General features: G+C 69.5%; 14 protein-coding genes and 4 tRNA genes. 11 read left to right on the top strand and 7 right to left on the bottom strand.

Translation table 11 applies throughout. The features are described 5' to 3' along the window. Positions 1–156: 156 nt before the first annotated feature. The gene (locus ACZ5NH_RS17555) at positions 157–681 is read right to left on the bottom strand and encodes a hypothetical protein (protein ID WP_468776099.1); all 525 of its coding nucleotides are present in this window, start codon (positions 679–681) and stop codon (positions 157–159) included. 170 nt (positions 682–851) lie between these two features. Continuing rightward, complete coding sequence (locus tag ACZ5NH_RS17550) at positions 852–1,202, bottom strand: metallopeptidase family protein (protein ID WP_388622413.1); 351 nt, start codon at positions 1,200–1,202, stop codon at positions 852–854. Between the two features lie 115 nt (positions 1,203–1,317). On the opposite strand from ACZ5NH_RS17550, the gene ACZ5NH_RS17545 reads away from it, so the two are divergent. The 4 genes from ACZ5NH_RS17545 to ACZ5NH_RS17530 all read left to right on the top strand — a co-directional run bounded on the left by ACZ5NH_RS17545 (position 1,318) and on the right by ACZ5NH_RS17530 (position 3,233). After that, positions 1,318–2,871: a metallophosphoesterase family protein gene (locus ACZ5NH_RS17545; RefSeq protein ID WP_468776098.1), complete on the top strand. Its 1,554-nt coding sequence runs from the start codon at positions 1,318–1,320 to the stop codon at positions 2,869–2,871. 80 nt (positions 2,872–2,951) lie between these two features. Then, positions 2,952–3,024: transfer RNA gene (locus tag ACZ5NH_RS17540), tRNA-Glu, on the top strand. Between the two features lie 36 nt (positions 3,025–3,060). After that, positions 3,061–3,135: transfer RNA gene (locus tag ACZ5NH_RS17535), tRNA-Asp, on the top strand. Positions 3,136–3,159: 24 nt separating this feature from the next. Beyond that, positions 3,160–3,233: transfer RNA gene (locus ACZ5NH_RS17530), tRNA-Phe, on the top strand. 154 nt (positions 3,234–3,387) lie between these two features. Here ACZ5NH_RS17530 and ACZ5NH_RS17525 read toward each other — a convergent pair. Then, on the bottom strand, positions 3,388–5,346 hold the full coding sequence (locus ACZ5NH_RS17525; protein WP_468776096.1) for a hypothetical protein: 1,959 nt from the start codon (positions 5,344–5,346) through the stop codon (positions 3,388–3,390). A gap of 326 nt (positions 5,347–5,672) precedes the next feature. Between ACZ5NH_RS17525 and ACZ5NH_RS17520 the strand changes: the two genes are divergently transcribed. From ACZ5NH_RS17520 to ACZ5NH_RS17500, 5 genes are all read left to right on the top strand, one after another. After that, entirely contained in the window at positions 5,673–5,867 is a 195-nt protein-coding gene (locus ACZ5NH_RS17520; protein ID WP_468776094.1) for a DivIVA domain-containing protein, read from the top strand. After that, positions 5,864–6,172, top strand: a complete 309-nt coding sequence (locus ACZ5NH_RS17515; protein WP_388622420.1) for a hypothetical protein — start codon at positions 5,864–5,866, stop codon at positions 6,170–6,172. The genes ACZ5NH_RS17520 and ACZ5NH_RS17515 overlap by 4 nt, the downstream gene beginning before the upstream one ends. Before the next feature lie 141 nt (positions 6,173–6,313). Continuing rightward, the gene (hrpA, locus tag ACZ5NH_RS17510; protein ID WP_468776092.1) at positions 6,314–10,294 is read left to right on the top strand and encodes an ATP-dependent RNA helicase HrpA; all 3,981 of its coding nucleotides are present in this window, start codon (positions 6,314–6,316) and stop codon (positions 10,292–10,294) included. Between the two features lie 96 nt (positions 10,295–10,390). Next, positions 10,391–10,465: transfer RNA gene (locus tag ACZ5NH_RS17505), tRNA-Asp, on the top strand. Positions 10,466–11,179: 714 nt separating this feature from the next. Then, positions 11,180–11,371, top strand: coding sequence for a DUF6274 family protein (locus ACZ5NH_RS17500; protein ID WP_388622424.1), 192 nt, complete (start codon positions 11,180–11,182; stop codon positions 11,369–11,371). A 459-nt stretch (positions 11,372–11,830) separates the two neighbouring features. On the opposite strand, the gene bldC is transcribed toward ACZ5NH_RS17500, so the two are convergent. Together bldC and ACZ5NH_RS17490 are read right to left on the bottom strand one after the other, a co-directional pair. After that, positions 11,831–12,037 carry a developmental transcriptional regulator BldC gene (gene bldC, locus ACZ5NH_RS17495; protein WP_003949541.1) on the bottom strand — a complete coding sequence of 69 codons (207 nt, stop codon included), beginning with the start codon at positions 12,035–12,037 and terminating at the stop codon, positions 11,831–11,833. A 540-nt stretch (positions 12,038–12,577) separates the two neighbouring features. Further along, entirely contained in the window at positions 12,578–13,420 is an 843-nt protein-coding gene (locus tag ACZ5NH_RS17490; protein WP_388622426.1) for a DUF8083 family protein, read from the bottom strand. A 200-nt stretch (positions 13,421–13,620) separates the two neighbouring features. Here ACZ5NH_RS17490 and ACZ5NH_RS17485 point away from each other — a divergent pair, with 200 nt between their 5' ends. Beyond that, the gene (locus tag ACZ5NH_RS17485) at positions 13,621–14,727 is read left to right on the top strand and encodes a Leu/Phe/Val dehydrogenase (protein WP_388622427.1); all 1,107 of its coding nucleotides are present in this window, start codon (positions 13,621–13,623) and stop codon (positions 14,725–14,727) included. Positions 14,728–15,017: 290 nt separating this feature from the next. Further along, complete coding sequence (locus tag ACZ5NH_RS17480; protein ID WP_388622429.1) at positions 15,018–15,272, top strand: DUF3073 domain-containing protein; 255 nt, start codon at positions 15,018–15,020, stop codon at positions 15,270–15,272. Positions 15,273–15,442: 170 nt separating this feature from the next. On the opposite strand, the gene purM is transcribed toward ACZ5NH_RS17480, so the two are convergent. Beyond that, positions 15,443–16,510 (bottom strand): phosphoribosylformylglycinamidine cyclo-ligase, encoded by a 1,068-nt coding sequence (purM, locus tag ACZ5NH_RS17475; RefSeq protein ID WP_468776088.1) that lies wholly within the window; start codon positions 16,508–16,510, stop codon positions 15,443–15,445. Between the two features lie 32 nt (positions 16,511–16,542). After that, positions 16,543–18,072 (bottom strand): amidophosphoribosyltransferase, encoded by a 1,530-nt coding sequence (gene purF / locus ACZ5NH_RS17470; RefSeq protein ID WP_450984715.1) that lies wholly within the window; start codon positions 18,070–18,072, stop codon positions 16,543–16,545. Between the last annotated feature and the right edge of the window lie 114 nt (positions 18,073–18,186).

Here is an 18,186-nt window from a genome sequence, read left to right as displayed (position 1 = left end):
CCGCCACGGCAAAGGAGAGTACGCGCCACACGGCGCGCTCTGTGGTGGCGCCGGGCAAATGGGATCAAACGATCTGCCACCATACGCACTCACTGCCCCTGAAGGCAAACCGGCTCCATATCCGCAGGTGAGCCGTGCCTTTGGTGCGTCCGGAGATCACGCCGCGACGTCCGCCCCGGGCTCCGGTGCCGGTTCGCGCTCGACGAGCTGTGTCCCCGGCCCCTCGTGGGCCGAGGAGGACGGCTCGGCCGACGGGGGCTCGGAGGTCGCAGGTGGCGGGGTGGAGGCGGGCGGCGGGGGCGGGGCGGAGGTGGCCGGAGGCGTCGGCGGGGCGTTGGTCGGCGCCGGGCCGCCGGGGGCGACGGTCCCGCCGGGCTTGCCGGGCTTCGCCGGGACCGCGGGCGAGCTGCCCTCGCCGGACGAGGCGGTTGCCGACGGAGAGGCCGACTCCTCTCCCGGCTTCTTCTTGCCGCCGTGCTCGTGCTCGCCGTCACCCCTCGCGCCGTCGTGCCCGCCGGGGCCGGCGCCGTCGTCCACCGAACCGCCGTCGGACCCCTCGCCCCCGTGCCGCCCCGCGGAGTGCGAGGGCCTGGTCCGGCCCGCGTCGTCGCCCACGTTCACACAGCCGGCGGCAGCGGCGAGGGTCAGCACCGTGACGGTGAGCCGGACGGGTACGGACATGGGGCGCACGGCGGCCACCTCCGGAGGCAAGGAAAGGAGTCAACCTCCCCAACTCCCGCCGCCCGCAAGAGGACACGCGCCCCGCACGCATCCCCGCGCGACCACGCGCCCCGCACGGCCGCCCGGCCACGCCCGCGTCACCTTCGGCGCCCACCGATACCAGGGCTGTCTCACCCGTACCCAAGGGTGTGCAGCCGGGCGTCGTCGATGCCGAAGTGATGGGCGATCTCGTGCACCACGGTCACCTCGGTCTCCACGACGACGTCCTCGCGCGACTCGCACATCCGCAGCGTCGGCCCGCGGTAGATGGTGATCCGGTCGGGCAGCACCCCCGCGTACCACTCGCCCCGGTCGGTCAGCGGCGTGCCCTCGTACAGTCCGAGCAGCCCGGGGTCGTCAGCGGGCGGTTCGTCCTCCACGAACACCGCCACGTTGTCCATGAGCCGCATCAGCTCCGGCGGGATCCGGTCGAGCGCCTCGGCGACCAGTTCCTCGAACTCCTCACGCGTCATCTCCAGCACAGGGTCATTGTCCGGTACGAGGGCCAGTACGAGAGCGGTGCGCCACCGCATATCCGCCCGGGTACATGGGCATACGGCACCAATGGTCCGCGTCTCCGTCGCAGCCCTCCGCAGCATGACGAACCGCATGCGCAGTACGACGATCCCGCTGCGCCCCCGCCGCCGCGGCACCCGCAGGCTCCCCGCGCTGGAACTCGCCGCCCGCCCCCGCCCCTGGCTCCGCGCCCTCGGCCTCACGGCTGTCGTCCTCGTCGGCGCCTGGCTGGGCCTGCTGATCGTCGGAAACGTACGGGCCCCGGTCGGCCCGATGAACACGACGATGGCACTGCGCCCCTCGCTCACCGGCGGTACGAAGATCAATGTCTCGCCGCTGGGCGCGCTCACCCTGGACAGCCACGTGGCCCCACTCCGCCTGGACGTCAACGTGGACCAGCTGGATCCGCTACGCGCGCAGGCCCTGGTCGACCACCCCGAACGGATCTCCGGCCTCCAGGACGAGGTCGCCAGGGACGTCGAGCACGACACACTGGACCTGGCCCTGCGCTCCTGTGTCGCCGTGGTGGCCGGCGCCTCGGCCCTCGGGCTCGCCGTCTATCGCAGCCCCCGCCGCGCCCTGGCCGCGGGCGGCCTCGCCCTGGCGCTGCTGGCCGCGTCCGGGGCGAGCGCATACGCCACCTGGAACCCGAAGTCGGTCATGGAACCGAAGTTCTCCGGGCTGCTCACCTCGGCACCGGCGGTGGTCGGCAACGCGCGCAGCATCGTCACCGAGTTCGACGTCTACCAGAAGGAGCTGGCCCGCCTGGTGACGAATGTGACGAAGCTCTACGACGTCACCTCCACGCTCCCGGCCTACCAGCCGGATCCCTCCACCATCCGGGTCCTGCACGTGTCGGACATCCACCTCAACCCGGCGAGCTGGAAGATCATCGCCTCGCTGGTGGAGCAGTACAAGGTGAACGTGATCGTCGACTCCGGCGACACGATGGACCACGGTACGGCGGCGGAGAACGGCTTCCTGGACCCCATCCGGGACCTGGGAGCGCCGTACGTCTGGGTGCGGGGCAACCACGACTCCCGGATCACCCAGCGCTATCTGGAGCGGATGAAGAACGTGCACGTTCTGGACGACGGCCGGGCGCAGACGGTCGCGGGCCTGCGTTTCGCGGGCATCGGCGACCCGCAGTTCACCCCCGACCGCTCGGTGGTGCCCGGCGGCAACGCGGCCGAGCAACTGGCAGGCGACCGGCTGGCCAGCGCCCTGCGCGACCAGCGGGCGGCCGGCACCCCGGTCGATGTCGCGATCGCCCATGAGCCGTCGGCGGCCCGTGAGGCGGACGGCGCGGTGCCCCTGGTGCTGTGCGGCCATCTGCACCACGAGGGGGACGAGAGGCTGCCCTACGGCACCCGGCTGCGCATGGAGGGTTCCACGGGCGGAAGCGGGCTGCGGGCGCTGGAGCGCAGGTACCCCGCGCCCATCGAGGCCTCGATCCTCTATTTCGACCGCGACAGCCACCGTCTCCAGGCCTGGGACGCGATCAAACTGGGCGGGCTCGGCGAGACGACGGCCGAGGTCAGCCGCCATCTGGCGGACGAGAACCGACCGAGGACCACACCTTCCCCGGGCACCCCCTCGCCCTCCTCCCCCACCTCGTCGGCGCCCTCGCCGTAAACCGTTTTGGCGATACTCCCCGCCATCCCATATGCTTCTCACGTCCCCGACGCGCTGAGAAGCGCCCAGGCGGGCCGATAGCCCTCATCGTCTAGCGGCCTAGGACGCCGCCCTTTCAAGGCGGTAGCACGGGTTCGAATCCCGTTGGGGGCACGCAATACCGTGTGCGACACTGTTGCACGCAAGCTTGGTCCTGTGGAGCAGTTTGGAGTGCTCGCCACCCTGTCAAGGTGGAGGCCGCGGGTTCAAATCCCGTCAGGACCGCTGGTGTTTCACGTGAAACACCGCGGCTGGGTAGCTCAGTTGGTACGAGCGTCCGCCTGAAAAGCGGAAGGTCGCCGGTTCGACCCCGGCCCCAGCCACAACCGCCCTCACAGGGCTTGAGCCCCTCCCCGATTCCGCCGGGGAGGGGCTCTTTCGTGTCGGCCCCCACCGAGGGGGCGAGCCAGCCGGTGGTGATCAGGGTGATGACCTGGGCTTTCCCAGGTCATCACCCTTCTTTCAAGAGCGTACGACTCAGGGCACGTACGACCGAGTGTTGCTGGCCCACAGGGCGCCGCCCTTACCGGGACCGCCGGTGCTTGTGTAAACGACGAAGTTGCCGTCCGTCTGCAGCAGGCCGTACGCGCCGCTGTGGCCGTTGGTGTGGGTGGACCAGAGCGCGCTGCCGGTGCTCGAGTAGACGACGAGGTTGCCGTCGGTCTGCATGTAGGCGTAGGCGCCGGAGTGGCCGGAGGTGGCGGTGGACCAGATCGCCTTGCCGTCGTGATTGCGGTAGATCACGAAGTTGCCGTCCGGCTGCATCACCAGGCGGGTGTACTGGGTCTGGGCCCACCAGCCGCCCTGGAGCTTCTGGCCCGAGCCGATCTTCGTCGACCGCGTGTAGGTGCCGTTCGACCACAGCGAGCCGCCGGTGCCGGGCCCACCGCCGGAGCCGTAGACCACCATGTTGCCGTCGTCCTGCACCAGGAAGTAGGCGCCGCTGTGGCCGTTGGTGTGGGTGGACCAGAGCGCGCTGCCGGTGCTCGAGTAGACGACGAAGTTGCCGTCGGTCTGCATGTAGGCGTAGGCGCCGGAGTGGCCGGAGGTGTGGCTGGACCAGATCGCCGGGCCGCTGCTACTCGTTCCGTTCGTCTTGAGGTAGGCGACCAGGTTGCCGTCGGTGCCCATCGCAAGCGTGATGTTCGCGCTGCTCAGACGGTGGCCGGCGGTGAGCTTCCGGCCCGGCTGCAGCGAGTTGACCGTGCCCGCGCCGCCGGCGAAGGCGGTGGTGCCGTTGGGGGTGCCGAGGCCGGTCGGGCCGTCGTAGCCGTTGCCGGCGGTGCACAGGTAGCTCGGTGAGCAGGTGCCGTCGCTGCCCGAGGTGACGTCGTTCAGCGCCGACGTGTGGCCGTAGGGGTACGAGGACGGGTAGCTGTTCGCGGTCGGGGTGCCGGCGAGCGCGTAGGTGGCCGCGATGAGGGGCGAGGAGGCGCTGGTGCCGCCGTAGACGTCCCAGCCGGAGGCGCCGTAGGTGTCGTAGACGGCGACGCCGGTGGCCGGGTCGGCAACCGCGGAGACGTCGGCGACGGTGCGCTTGCCGCAGCCGGTGTCGGACTGCCAGGTGGGCTTGGCCTCGTCGGCGGAGCAGCCGGATCCGGTGCCGTGGGTGCTGTCGTTGGACCAGACCGACTCGCTCCAGCCGCGGGTGTTGCTCGCGCGGCTGAGGGAGGTGCCGCCGACGGCCGTGACGTAGGGGGAGGAGGCCGGGTACTCGGCGCCGTAGCCGCTGTCTCCTGCGCTGACGGTTATGGCGACGCCGGGGTGGTTGAAGTACTGGACGTCAGCGGTGGTCTCGGTCGGATCCTCGAGGCCGCCGAAGGAGTTGGAGACATACTTCGCACCGAGGGCGACGGCCTCGTTCTCGGCCTTGCCGATGTCCGTCATGTCCGTGGAGGAGGCCTCGACGAGCATGATGTGGCACTGCGGGCAGGCGGCGCTGACCATGTCGAGGTCGAGCGAGATCTCGCCGGCCCAGCCGGCGTCCGCGCTCGGGTAGGTCGTGCCGCCGGTCTGGTTCACCTTCTTGAAGCAGCCGTTGGCCGTGGTGCAGGCGGCGAGGCCGTACTGGGACCGATAGGCGGCGAGGTCGGACTCGGCGTTGGGGTCGTCCATGGCGTCGACGACCGCGACGGTGCGGCCCGAACCGGCTGTGGAGGACGGCAGGTTGTAGGCGCTCTGCAGGTCCGATGGGCCGTAACCGGACGGAGTGGTGTTCGGGCTGACGCTCAGGTGCTGCACGACGTCGGTGCGCGCCTCGGCGAGGCACGCCACGTGGCCCGGCGTGGTGGCGTGGGCGCACAGGTGTCTGACATGGGACGCCCCGGTGGCCGACGGTGCGGCGGACGCGGTAGCCGTGAGCCATCCGGTCGATATGAGTGCCGTGGTGGACAGCAGGGCGGCGGTGGATGCCGCCCGACGTCTCCTTGAGAGCAAGGAAATGCCCTTCTTGTGGTGGTGACGATGGGGGACCGAGTGGTCTGCCCATACCAATCGGATGCCGCCGATCAATGCCGATGCGAGATCCGGAGACGGGGGGCGCAGGAACGCTAGCCACACAGCCGATCACGAACAACGCGGAACAGGTAAAGCCTTGATCTGAGTTGCTTACACAGCCGACGCGGTTCAGCCCTATGATCAAGGCGCGCCCCACCTGCACGCGGCCCGAAAAGCGGAAGGTCGCCGGTTCGACCCCGGCCCCAGCCACAGCCAGAAGGCCCGGTTCAGCGAACGGGGCCTTCGTCCGTCGTAGGGGGACATTCATGGCAGGCGATTTCCGGGGCTTCGACATCGCTCGGCGTGGTTACGACCGCGCCCAGGTGGACACCTATCTGACCCGGCTGGCCGAAGGCACGGCACTCGGAGCGCCGCCACTGTTCGACATCGTCCGGCGTGGGTATGACCGGGCTCAGGTGGACGCACGGGTCGCAGAGCTGCTGAATGGAGCGGGGAGATGAGCCAGGACCAGGCCACCGCCGTGACGGGGGACACCCAGCTGGAGAAGGTCCGGGCGCGGTACGGACTGCTCGCGATCGTCGTCAGCAATCTCGCGATCGTCACAGTCGCGATCGTCGGGGTGTGGCGGCTCGACGGGGACAAGTCCGTGATCGTCGGCATACTGACCGCCGCGTTCACCGCCGTGAGCAGCATGACGACCGCCTACCTGGGCATCAAGGCCATCTCCAACACGGCGAAGTCGATCGCGCTGGGCCAGCACAGCGGTGCGCAGGCCTCCGCGCCACCGGCCCAGCGCACATCCTAGAGAAACCGGCCCAGCGCACGTCCTGGGGAAAGCGCCGGCGTCTCGCCGGGGGGTGTCCCCGCACCCCTTCGGGGCGCTCCCCCGTACCCCGCGTCAAATGGTTCGCGTGTTTTTCGGGCGGGGTGAGATCCTGGACCGCGTATGTCTACGCATCCCGCCCCCGCTCTCGGCACCCTCGCCCCCCGTCTGACCGAGCTGTCGCTGCGCGACGCACAGCGGCTCGGCCGGCGGCTCGAGGGCGCGCGCAAGATCCGTAAGCCGGAGGCCCGCGCCGCCGTCCTCGCCGAGATCGAGGCGGAGGTCGGCAGGGCCGAGGCCCGCATGGCCGAGCGGCGCTCCCGCGTGCCCGCCGTCGCCTACCCCGAGCAGCTGCCGGTCAGCCAGAAGAAGGACGAGATCGCGGCGGCCATCCGCGATCACCAGGTCGTCATCGTGGCCGGTGAGACCGGTTCCGGAAAGACCACCCAGATCCCGAAGATCTGTCTGGAGCTGGGGCGCGGGGTGCGCGGCATGATCGGGCACACCCAGCCCCGTCGTATCGCCGCCCGTACCGTCGCCGAGCGCGTGGCGGAGGAGCTGAGGACGCCCCTCGGCGAGTCCGTCGGCTGGAAGGTGCGTTTCACCGACCAGGTCAGCCCGGACGCCACCTTCATCAAGCTGATGACGGACGGCATCCTGCTCGCCGAGATCCAGACCGACCGCGAGCTGCGCGCCTACGACACGATCATCATCGACGAGGCCCACGAGCGGTCCCTCAACATCGACTTCCTGCTCGGCTACCTGGCCCAGCTGCTGCCCAGACGGCCGGATCTCAAGGTCGTCATCACCTCGGCGACCATCGACCCCGAGCGCTTCTCCCGGCACTTCGACGACGCCCCGATCGTCGAGGTCAGCGGCCGGACGTACCCGGTCGAGGTGCGCTACCGCCCGCTCCTCGAACAGGACTCGGAGGACACCGACCGGGACCAGATCACCGCGATCTGCGATGCGGTCGAGGAGCTGCAGGGCGAAGGCCAGGGCGACATCCTCGTCTTCCTCTCCGGAGAGCGGGAGATCCGGGACACCGCCGACGCGCTGGAGAAGAAGAGGTACCCTCGCGCCGGAGGCGCTGATTGGCAGGGCACGGAGATCCTGCCCCTCTACGCCCGGCTCTCGCACGCCGAGCAGCACCGGGTCTTCCAGCCGCACACCGGGCGCAGGATCGTTCTGGCCACGAACGTCGCCGAGACGTCCCTGACCGTCCCCGGCATCAAGTACGTCATCGACCCCGGCTTCGCCCGGATCAGCCGCTACAGCCACCGCACCAAGGTCCAGCGGCTGCCCATCGAGCCGATCTCCCAGGCCAGCGCCAACCAGCGCAAGGGCCGCTGCGGCCGTACGAGCGACGGCATCTGCATCCGGCTGTACTCCGAGGACGACTTCCTCGCCCGCCCGGAGTTCACGGACGCGGAGATCCTCCGTACCAACCTGGCCTCCGTCATCCTGCAGATGACCGCGGCGGGCCTCGGCGACATCGAGAAGTTCCCCTTCATCGACCCGCCGGACCACCGCAACATCCGTGACGGCGTACAGCTGCTGCAGGAGCTCGGCGCGCTCGACGCCGCCCAGAAGGACCCGCGCAAGCGCCTCACCGACACCGGCCGCAAGCTGGCCCAGCTGCCCGTCGACCCGCGCCTGGCCCGCATGGTCCTGGAGGCCGACAAGAACGGCTGTGTCCGCGAGGTCATGGTCATCGCGGCCGCGCTGTCCATCCAGGACCCGCGCGAGCGCCCGGGCGACAAGCAGGCGCAGGCCGACCAGCAGCACGCCCGCTTCAAGGACGAGACCAGCGACTTCCTCGCCTACCTCAACCTGTGGCGGTACATCCGCGAGCAGCAGAAGGAGCGGGGATCGAGCTCCTTCCGGCGGATGTGCAAGCAGGAGTACCTGAACTTCCTGCGCATCCGCGAATGGCAGGACATCTACACCCAGCTGCGCACGGTCGCCAAGCAGATGGGCATGCACCTCGAGGAGCCTGCGGCGGGTACCGACGCCCCCGCCGACCGCATCCACACCTCCCTGCTCGCCGGCCTGCTCTCCCACATCGGGATGAAGGACGTACGCGACGGCAACAAGAACGAGTACCTGGGCGCCCGCAACGCCAAGTTCGCGATCTTCCCGGGCTCGGCGCTGTTCAAGAAGCAGCCGAAGTTCGTGATGTCGGCCGAGCTGGTGGAGACGAGCCGGCTCTGGGCGCGGGTCAACGCCAAGATCGAGCCCGAGTGGGTCGAACCGCTCGCCGGACACCTTCTGAAGCGGACGTACAGCGAGCCGCACTGGGAGAAGGACCAGGCAGCCGTGATGGCGTACGAGAAGGTCACGCTGTACGGCGTCCCGATCGTCGCCCAGCGCAAGGTGAACTACGGCCGCATCGACCCGGAGACGAGCCGCGAGCTGTTCATCCGCAACGCGCTGGTGGAGGGCGACTGGCGCACGCATCACAAGTTCTACGCCGACAACCGCAGACTCCTCAGCGAGGTCGAGGAGCTGGAGCACCGGGCGCGGCGCCGGGACATCGTCGTCGACGACGAGACGCTCTTCGACTTCTACGACCAGCGGGTGCCCGAACACGTCGTGTCCGGCGCGCACTTCGACTCCTGGTGGAAGCGGAAGCGGCACGAGCAGCCTGACTTCCTGGACTTCGAGCGGGAGATGCTCATCCGGGAGTCGGCGGAGGCGGTCACCAAGGCCGACTATCCGGACTCCTGGCGGCAGGGGCAGCTGAAGTTCCGGGTGACGTACCAGTTCGAGCCGGGCGCGGACGCGGACGGCGTCACGGTGCACATCCCGCTCCAGGTCCTCAACCAGGTCACGGACGAGGGCTTCGACTGGCAGATCCCGGGCCTGCGCGAGGAGGTCGTGACGGAGCTGATCCGCTCGCTCCCGAAGCCGATCCGCCGTCACTACGTACCTGCGCCGAACTACGCGAAGGCCTTCCTGGAGAAGGCGGTGCCCCTGCAGGAGCCGCTGACGGTGACGATGGCCCGCGAGCTGAAGCGGATGGTCGGCGTCCCGTTCGAGGCGGACGACTTCGACTGGTCCAAGGTCCCCGACCACCTCAGGATCACCTTCCGGATCGTCGACGAGCGGCGCCGGAAGCTGGCCGAGGACAAGGACCTGGAGACGCTGAAGCTCAGGCTGAAGCCGAAGGCGAGGAAGGCGCTGTCGCAGGCGGCGGCAGCGACCGCGTCCCGGGAGGGCGGCGAGTCGCTGGAGCGCAAGGGGCTGACCGACTGGACGATCGGAAGCCTCACCCGGGTCTTCGAGACCCGCCGGGCCGGCCACCCGGTGAAGGCGTACCCGGCGCTGGTGGACGACGGCGACACGGTCTCGGTGCGGCTCTTCGACACGGAGGCCGAGCAGGCCGAGGCCATGTGGCAGGGCACCCGGCGGCTGATCCTGCGCAACATCCCGGTGAACCCGGCGAAGTTCGCGTCCGAGAAGCTGACGAACGCCCAGAAGCTGGCGCTCTCCGCGAATCCGCACGGCTCCATCCAGGCGTTGTTCGACGACTGCGCGATGGCGGCGGCCGACAAGCTGATCGCGGACTTCGGGGGGCCGGTCTGGGACGAGGAGTCGTACCGGAAGCTGTACGACAAGGTGCGCGCGGAGATCGTCGACACGACGGTCCATACGGTCGCCCAGGTGCAGCAGGTCCTTGCCGCCTGGCAGGCCTGTGAGCGCCGTCTGAAGGCCGTGAGCAGCCCCGCGCTGCTGGCGAACCTGACGGACGTACGCAAGCAGCTGGACGCCCTCGTGAAGCCGGGATTCGTCACCTGGGCGGGCATACGGCGCCTGCCCGACCTGATGCGCTACCTGGTGGCCGCGGACCGGCGTCTGCAGCAGATGCCGACGAACGTCCAGCGGGACACCACGCGCATGGAGAAGGTCCACGAGATGCAGGACGAGTACGCCTGGCTCCTGGAACAGCTTCCGAAGGGCCGCCCGGTGCCGTCCTCGGTCCTGGACATCCGCTGGATGATCGAGGAGCTGCGGGTCAGCCACTTCGCCCACGCCCTCGGCACGGCGTACCCCGTCTCCGACAAGCGGATCGTGAAGGCGATCGACGCGGCCGTGCCGTAACCGCTCGGACACAGGGGGTGAGTTCGACCAGGCGGCCCCACCTCCTGTACAGTCTCTTCTCGCAGCGCAGTGCACAAAACGAGCGCCGCGAAACCTGGTCCTGTGGAGCAGTTTGGAGTGCTCGCCACCCTGTCAAGGTGGAGGCCGCGGGTTCAAATCCCGTCAGGACCGCATCAAAGAAGGGCCCGCATCCGTCAAGGAAGCGGGCCCTTCGACGTGCCACGGAGGCCGCACCCGCACGGAGCCCCAATCGGTCAGGGCACATCCCGCCGGGACCGCACCCCCGAAGGCCCCACACCCACCACACAACCGGGCCCAACAACCTCCCACCCAGGCCGCACCGCTCCGGAGCCGCAATCGGTCAGGGCACATCCCGCCAGGATCACCCCCCTGAAGGTCCCACACCCACCACACAACCGGGCCCAACACCCCCACCGAGGCCCCACCCACGGCACAGCCGCAATCAGGCCGGGCAAACAGCCAGGACCACGCCCCGAAGCCCTCACACCCACCACAGAACCCCGCCCAACACCCCCCACCGAGGCCTCTCCCGCGGCGGAGCCGCAATCGGACAAGGCACATCCCGTCAGGACCGCACAGAAGAAGGGCGCGTGTCCGCAGCCGGACGCGGGCCCTTCCGTAGGCCGGCACATCGCGTTGGCCTCTTCGTGCCGGTCCGTGTCCAGCCCGTCCGGCGATTGGGGACGAGGCCCGTTCAGGGCCGTGGCGGGGGTCCGGGGGCGCAGCCCCAGGGGGTCCGGTCGGGGGCACCCCCGGGAAGCGGCTGAACCGGCGGAGCCACCCCGTGCCCTTGACGACGTCACATTCCGCCGGTACCCAGAAGACAAGGCCCGCGTACCTCTACGGGGCCCTTGGAGGTGGGGTATGGCGGCTTCGGGCAGGCATGAGACGCGGGCGCTGCTCAGGGCCCATCTGGCGGCCGCCTCGTCCTACCGGCATCTGACCCGCCGCTGCCCCGTCTGCCATCACCTGCTGCGGCTCGCACTGGACGCCGGCCCCCGGTACCAGGAGACGGGCGAGGAGGCCGTCGCGGACGAACGTCCCCGTACCGCGTGACCATCTGCGGCCTCAACACCCGTACGTGCGTGGGACCCTGGAACACAGGCTTCCACTAGCGCACACACGCCGGAGGCAACAAGCATCCCGGCATGTGACGGGAGTCACCGCATGAGTTTTTGAAAGGGCGGTACTTAGCCCCGTCCTACAACTGGTCAATTTAATATGTGCAATTGCACCACCCTCAGGGCTCACGCACAGCCGTTCCGACAGCCCTGACCAGACTCCGACAAGGCCGCGCACAGAGACCCATCCGCACCCCGACCAGCGCACAAAAAGATCGCGCTGGACCCGGCGGAGTCCAGCGCGATCTACGACGCACCCTGTGTCGCTGCCTGCAACGTTCTCTTCGGCTTGGGCGAGGGCCCTGTTGGGGCAGGTCCCGCGTCGCTTGGAGCTAGGGTTTCGGGCGCCTCGGCCGGTTGGGGGACCTGCCGGTTTGCCCGGTTATTCGGTTGTTCAGGCCTCGCTGCGCTGCTGCGGGATGCCCGCGAGCAGTGCGCGGACCTCGGCCTCGCGGTAGCGGCGGTGCCCGCCGAGCGTGCGGATGGACGTAAGCTTGCCGGCCTTCGCCCACCGCGTGACCGTCTTCGGGTCGACGCGGAACATCGTGGCGACCTCAGCCGGGGTCAGCAGCGGCTCGGCATCAGGGGTGCGAGCGGTCATGAGCGGCCTCCTCGGGAGAACCGAACCTTCTCGGTTCTTTCCTCTAAATTCTGCACCTTGACCCGCGTTGCCCGAAATGGCGGACGCGAGTCGAGTCGGTTATAGGACGAACGGCTTGTCCTCGGCACTACAACTACACCATCTGTCCAGCCGCGTCGGCCAAACCGATGGAATTGCCCTCCCAGGTGTTCATCAGCGACGGAAGCCGATGGACCATGCCATAGCGGACAGTCACGCCACTGTGACGATCAGTCACAGTGGCGATCAGGAGTCACAAGACCCCCCAAAGCGTGCAATGCTGAGTTTCCGCCCACAATGGAACACAGCTGGACGGACGGAGTCTCCCCCGGACTCCTTGTCCTATTTTGGCATGAGGAGCGGCAAGCGGCGCAAGGGCCGTGTAAGTGCCGTCCATCACCCTTGGGGCAAAAGTCCGGATCGGGACCAACGTCCCGTCACAGGGTCAAGTGGCCTAGACCGTACGTCGTTCGACGCCGTTTGGGCCGTGACGTACGTCACTCTTCGAGCGATTCCGGCACTTCAGTTCGCCGAACGCCGGTCCCGGACCGCCCGCCACCGCTCGACGAGCCGCACATAGGCCTCGCCGGCTGCCGCGCCGTCGCCCATGCGCAACGCCTCGATGCCCTCGGCCACGTCCGCCGCCGAGTGGTCGCCCTCCAGCTCACCGGCCGGCAGCACATGCACCAGGCCGCCGTAGTCCAGCTCCACCAGCGAGCGCGGATGGAACTCCTCCAGCCAGCGGCCGACGTCCACCAGGCCGTCGATCAGCGGGCCCTCCTCGACGGCGTCCTTCAGCGTGCGCAGCGCCCGCGCCACCCGCCGCCGGGCCTGCACCATGGGCGTGCGGTAGCGCAGCAGCGGCGGCACCTCGGCGGTGCCCTTCTCGTAGCGCCGCTCCTCGTCGGAGACCAGCACGAACCAGTTCAGCGGTACCTGCCAGGTCGCCGTACGGATCCATGGGCGGGCGTCGGGATTGCGGGCCAGCCAGCGCTCGTAGTCCTGGGCCGCCTGGCGCCGCACGACCGGCGGCAGCACCGCGTCCAGCACCGGCGCGGGCAGCTCCTCCGCCAGCTCGCCGAGCGCCTGCCAGCCGCGCAGCCGGGTCCGCCAGGGGCAGACGCAGACCACGCCGTCGACCTCCAGCACGAAGGCGTCGCTGCTCTCGTGCACCGGCACCGCGACCGGCGGGGTGGGCAGCAAGTCGGCCAGGGAACGGCGCAGTTCGTCCTGGTAGGAGGGGCGGTCGGGGCGGCGGGCGTAGCGCGTCCAGTGGCCGCGCTCCGGCTCCGGGAAGGCGCCCAGCGGCTCGTACACGCGCAGGTACGCGGCATAGGGGACGACCACGGAGGACACCTTCGGCACGCCTGCTCCCTCCCCATCGGGCCCGGCTCGAAACCACTGCAAATCGTGCCATGGTCATGCGTGCGGACGAGGCGCGGCAGAGTGATCCTGAACACTGCACGGATGGTGGTCGCGCCAAGGCTCTACGCTCATGCCACGGCACCCTGCCACCCGTACGGGGTCCGACCCCACTCGCCGCTATTTACACAGGAGTCACCACAGTGACCGACGTAACCGGCGCGTCTGCTGATGTCCTGCACACCCTGTTCCACTCGGACCAGGGCGGCCATGAGCAGGTCGTGCTCTGCCAGGACCGCGCCACCGGCCTCAAGGCCGTGATCGCCATCCACTCCACCGCCCTGGGCCCTGCCCTCGGCGGCACGCGCTTCTACCCCTACGCGACCGAGGCCGAGGCCATCGCCGACGCCCTCAACCTCGCGCGCGGCATGTCGTACAAGAACGCCATGGCCGGCCTCGACCACGGCGGCGGGAAGGCCGTGATCATCGGCGACCCGGAGCGCGACAAGACCGAGGAGCTGCTCCTCGCCTACGGCCGCATGGTCGCCTCGCTCGGCGGGCGCTATGTCACCGCGTGCGACGTCGGCACGTACGTCGCCGACATGGACGTCGTGGCCCGCGAGTGCCGCTGGACCACCGGCCGCTCCCCGGAGAACGGCGGGGCCGGTGACTCCTCCGTGCTCACCGCCTTCGGCGTCTACCAGGGCATGCGCGCCTCCGCCCAGCACCTGTGGGGCGACCCCTCGCTGCGCGGCCGCAAGGTCGGCATCGCCGGCGTCGGCAAGGTCGGCCACCACCTGGTGAAGCACCTACGGGACGAGGGCGCCGAGGTCGTCATCACGGACGTGCGCGCGGACGCCGTCCGGCGGATCGTCGACCAGTACCCGGAGGGCGTGACGGCGGTCGCCGACACCGAGGAGCTGATCCGGGTCGAGGGGCTCGACATCTACGCCCCCTGCGCGCTCGGCGGCGCCCTGAACGACGCCAGCGTGCCGGTGCTCACCGCCAAGGTGGTGTGCGGCGCGGCCAACAACCAGCTCGCGCACCCGGGCGTGGAGAAGGACCTCGCGGACCGCGGCATCCTCTACGCGCCGGACTACGTGGTGAACGCCGGCGGAGTGATCCAGGTGGCCGACGAGTTGCACGGGTTCGACTTCGACCGGTGCAAGGCCAAGGCGGCGAAGATCTTCGACACCACCCTGGCAATCTTCGCACGTGCGAAGGAAGACGGGATTCCGCCGGCCGCCGCGGCCGACCGGATCGCCGAGCAGCGGATGGCCGACGCGCGCGGCAGCCGCGCCGCGCACTGAGTCCGTCGCACAGGTGAGCGGTACCCGCCGGTGGGGACTTGGAGAGAACTCTCACTTCCATCGGCGGGTCGTTCCCCGATAAGTGGTTAAAATCGCCACTGACCAGCGAGGACGGGGCGCCTCGAAGGTCCAGGGCACACGCGCGTGCTGCGGGCGACGTACCGTATGGGCGCGGGCTCAGGTACCGTGGAAGCCCTACGGACCGGCCTCTCCACGGAGAGTCCGTTCCGGATCATGAACGCGTGTCAGACTCTGGGGCCGTCGAGCCCCGTCGTTGAGGGGGTCGAGCCATGGGGCGCGGCCGGGCCAAGGCCAAGCAGACGAAGGTCGCCCGCCAGCTGAAGTACAACAGCGGTGGGACGGACCTCTCACGCCTGGCCGAGGAGCTGGGCGCATCGACGTCGAACCAGTCGCCGAACGGCGACCGCTTCGAGGACGCCGATGAGCATGACGACGACGACCTGTACTCCCGTTACGCCGACCTCTACGAGGACGACGACGAGGACGAGGACGAAGGTCCCGCACAGCATCGTCGAGGCGCTTGACCTTGCACTGAGCATCAGTCCGGTCGGTGGCACAGCCACCGACCGGCTTCTGTGCTGTCTGCAGGATCATCACAGCCGGCCGGATCACCACGGTCCGCGGGATCACCGCCGTCCGCGGGATCACCGGCGGCCAGAGGACCGCCGGCGTCCCCGGATCGCCGGCGCCCGGATCAGGCGGCGTAGTCCCCCACCAGCTCCGCGCCCGTCTCCTTGTCGCCGCGGTCAGTGATCTCGCCGGCCACCCAGGCGTCGACGCCGCGGTCGGCCAGGGTCGCGAGCGCCACCTCGGTGGACTCCGCGGGGACGATCGCCATCATGCCCACACCCATGTTGAGGGTCTTCTCCAGCTCCAGGCGCTCGACGTTCCCGGTCCTGCCGACCAGGTCGAAGATCGCGCCCGGGGTCCAGGTGGAGCGGTCCACGCGCGCGTGCAGCGCGTCGGGGATCACCCGGGCCAGGTTGGCCGCGAGTCCGCCGCCGGTGATGTGCGAGAACGCGTGCACGTCCGTGGTGCGGGTCAGCGCCAGGCAGTCCAGCGAGTAGATCTTGGTGGGCTCCAGCAGCTCCTCGCCGAGGGTGCGGCCGAACTCCGCCACTTCCGTCTCCAGGGCCAGGCCGGCCGTGTTCAGCAGGACGTGGCGGACCAGGGAGTACCCGTTCGAGTGAAGCCCGGAGGACGCCATGGCGATCACCGCGTCGCCCTTGCGGATGCGATCCGCGCCGAGCAGCCGGTCGGCCTCCACGACGCCCGTACCGGCCCCGGCGACGTCGAAGTCGTCCGCACCCAGCAGCCCCGGGTGTTCGGCCGTCTCGCCGCCCACCAGGGCGCATCCGGCGAGCACACAGCCCTCCGCGATGCCCTTCACGATCGCCGCGACGCGCTCGGGGTGGACCTTGCCGACGCAGATGTAGTCCGTCATGAACAGCGGCTCGGCGCCGCACACCACGATGTCGTCCATGACCATGGCGACCAGGTCGTGGCCGATGGTGTCGTAGACGCCCATGCGGCGCGCGACGTCCACCTTCGTGCCGACGCCGTCCGTGGCGGAGGCGAGCAGCGGGCGCTCGTAGCGCTTGAGGGCGGAGGCGTCGAAGAGCCCGGCGAAGCCGCCGAGGCCGCCGAGGACCTCGGGGCGCTGGGTCTTCTTCACCCACTCCTTCATCAGCTCGACCGCGCGGTCGCCCGCCTCGATGTCGACGCCCGCCGCTGCGTAGCTGGCACCAGTTGTCTCAGACATGACTGTGAGAGCTTTCGTGTCGTACTGCGGTGTTACGGGCGACGGATCGCGTCGGCCGCGGCCGTGGCGGCGGGACCGGCCGCCAGCTCGGTCTCCAGGAGCTGCTTGCCGAGCAGCTCGGGGTCCGGCAGTTCCATCGGGTACTCGCCGTCGAAGCAGGCGCGGCACAGGTTCGGCTTGGCGATGGTGGTCGCCTCGATCATGCCGTCGATGGAGATGTAGGCGAGCGAGTCGGCGCCGAGCGAGGTGCCGATCTCCTCGATGGTCATGCCGTTGGCGATCAGCTCCGCGCGCGTGGCGAAGTCGATGCCGAAGAAACAGGGCCACTTCACGGGCGGCGAGGAGATCCGGATGTGGACCTCGGCGGCGCCGGCCTCGCGGAGCATGCGGACCAGGGCCCGCTGGGTGTTGCCGCGCACGATCGAGTCGTCGACGACGACCAGGCGCTTACCCTTGATGACTTCCTTCAGCGGGTTCAGCTTCAGGCGGATGCCGAGCTGGCGGATGGTCTGCGAGGGCTGGATGAAGGTACGGCCGACGTACGCGTTCTTCACCAGACCCGCGCCGAACGGGATGCCGGAGGCCTCCGCGTAGCCGATGGCGGCCGGGGTGCCGGACTCCGGGGTCGCTATGACCAGGTCGGCCTCGACCGGCGCTTCCTTGGCCAGCCGGCGGCCCATCTCCACGCGGGACAGGTACACGTTCCGGCCGGCGATGTCGGTGTCCGGGCGGGCCAGGTACACATACTCGAAGACACAGCCCTTGGGCTTCGCTTCTGCGAATCGAGAGCTGCGCAGACCGTTTTCGTCGATGGCGACGAACTCGCCCGGCTCGATCTCGCGGACGAAGCTGGCACCGCAGATGTCCAGGGCGGCGGACTCGGAGGCGACCACCCAGCCGCGCTCCAGACGGCCGAGGACCAGCGGGCGGATGCCCTGCGGGTCACGGGCGGCGTAGAGGGTCTGCTCGTCCATGAAGACGAGGGAGAAGGCACCCCGCACCTTCGGGAGGACCTGGTGGGCCGCCTCCTCGATGGTCAGCGGCTTGCCGTCCTCGTCGACCTGGGCGGCGAGCAGCGCCGTCAGCAGGTCGGTGTCATTGGTGGCCGCGACCCGGCTGGAGCGGCTGTTGTTGTCGTTCGGCAGGTCGGCGACCATCTCGGCGAGCTGCGCCGTGTTGACCAGGTTGCCGTTGTGGCCGAGCGCGATCGAACCGTGCGCGGTGGCCCGGAACGTCGGCTGGGCGTTCTCCCACACGGAGGCGCCGGTGGTCGAGTAGCGGGCGTGTCCGACCGCGATATGACCCTGGAGCGAACCGAGCGAGGTCTCGTCGAAGACCTGGGAGACCAGGCCCATGTCCTTGAAGACGAGGATCTGGGAGCCGTTGCTGACCGCGATTCCCGCGGATTCCTGACCCCGGTGCTGGAGGGCGTAGAGCCCGAAGTACGTGAGCTTTGCGACCTCTTCACCCGGAGCCCAGACACCGAAGACGCCGCAAGCGTCCTGGGGGCCCTTCTCGCCGGGAAGCAGATCGTGATTGAGTCGACCGTCACCACGTGGCACGCCACCGAGTGTAGGCGAGGTCGACCACTGGTCCGAATTGGGGATACGTGCCTTTGACGGACAAGCGCTTCCCGATCACCTTGGCGGTTTCTGCGTTTGCGCAGTTCAACGAGG

It is taken from the genome of Streptomyces sp. NPDC031426, assembly GCF_055581585.1.
This window is presented reverse-complemented; position numbering and strand designations above follow the sequence as displayed.

Excerpts from the sequence above, each read along its gene's own strand:
- ACZ5NH_RS17555 (WP_468776099.1), bottom strand. The coding sequence starts at position 681 with ATGTCCGTACCCGTCCGGCTCACCGTCACGGTGCTGACCCTCGCCGCT.
- ACZ5NH_RS17545 (WP_468776098.1), top strand. The coding sequence starts at position 1,318 with ATGACGAACCGCATGCGCAGTACGACGATCCCGCTGCGCCCCCGCCGC.
- ACZ5NH_RS17520 (WP_468776094.1), top strand. The coding sequence starts at position 5,673 with ATGGCAGGCGATTTCCGGGGCTTCGACATCGCTCGGCGTGGTTACGAC.
- ACZ5NH_RS17515 (WP_388622420.1), top strand. The coding sequence starts at position 5,864 with ATGAGCCAGGACCAGGCCACCGCCGTGACGGGGGACACCCAGCTGGAG.
- hrpA (WP_468776092.1), top strand. The coding sequence starts at position 6,314 with ATGTCTACGCATCCCGCCCCCGCTCTCGGCACCCTCGCCCCCCGTCTG.
- ACZ5NH_RS17500 (WP_388622424.1), top strand. The coding sequence starts at position 11,180 with ATGGCGGCTTCGGGCAGGCATGAGACGCGGGCGCTGCTCAGGGCCCAT.
- bldC (WP_003949541.1), bottom strand. The coding sequence starts at position 12,037 with ATGACCGCTCGCACCCCTGATGCCGAGCCGCTGCTGACCCCGGCTGAG.
- ACZ5NH_RS17480 (WP_388622429.1), top strand. The coding sequence starts at position 15,018 with ATGGGGCGCGGCCGGGCCAAGGCCAAGCAGACGAAGGTCGCCCGCCAG.
- purM (WP_468776088.1), bottom strand. The coding sequence starts at position 16,510 with ATGTCTGAGACAACTGGTGCCAGCTACGCAGCGGCGGGCGTCGACATC.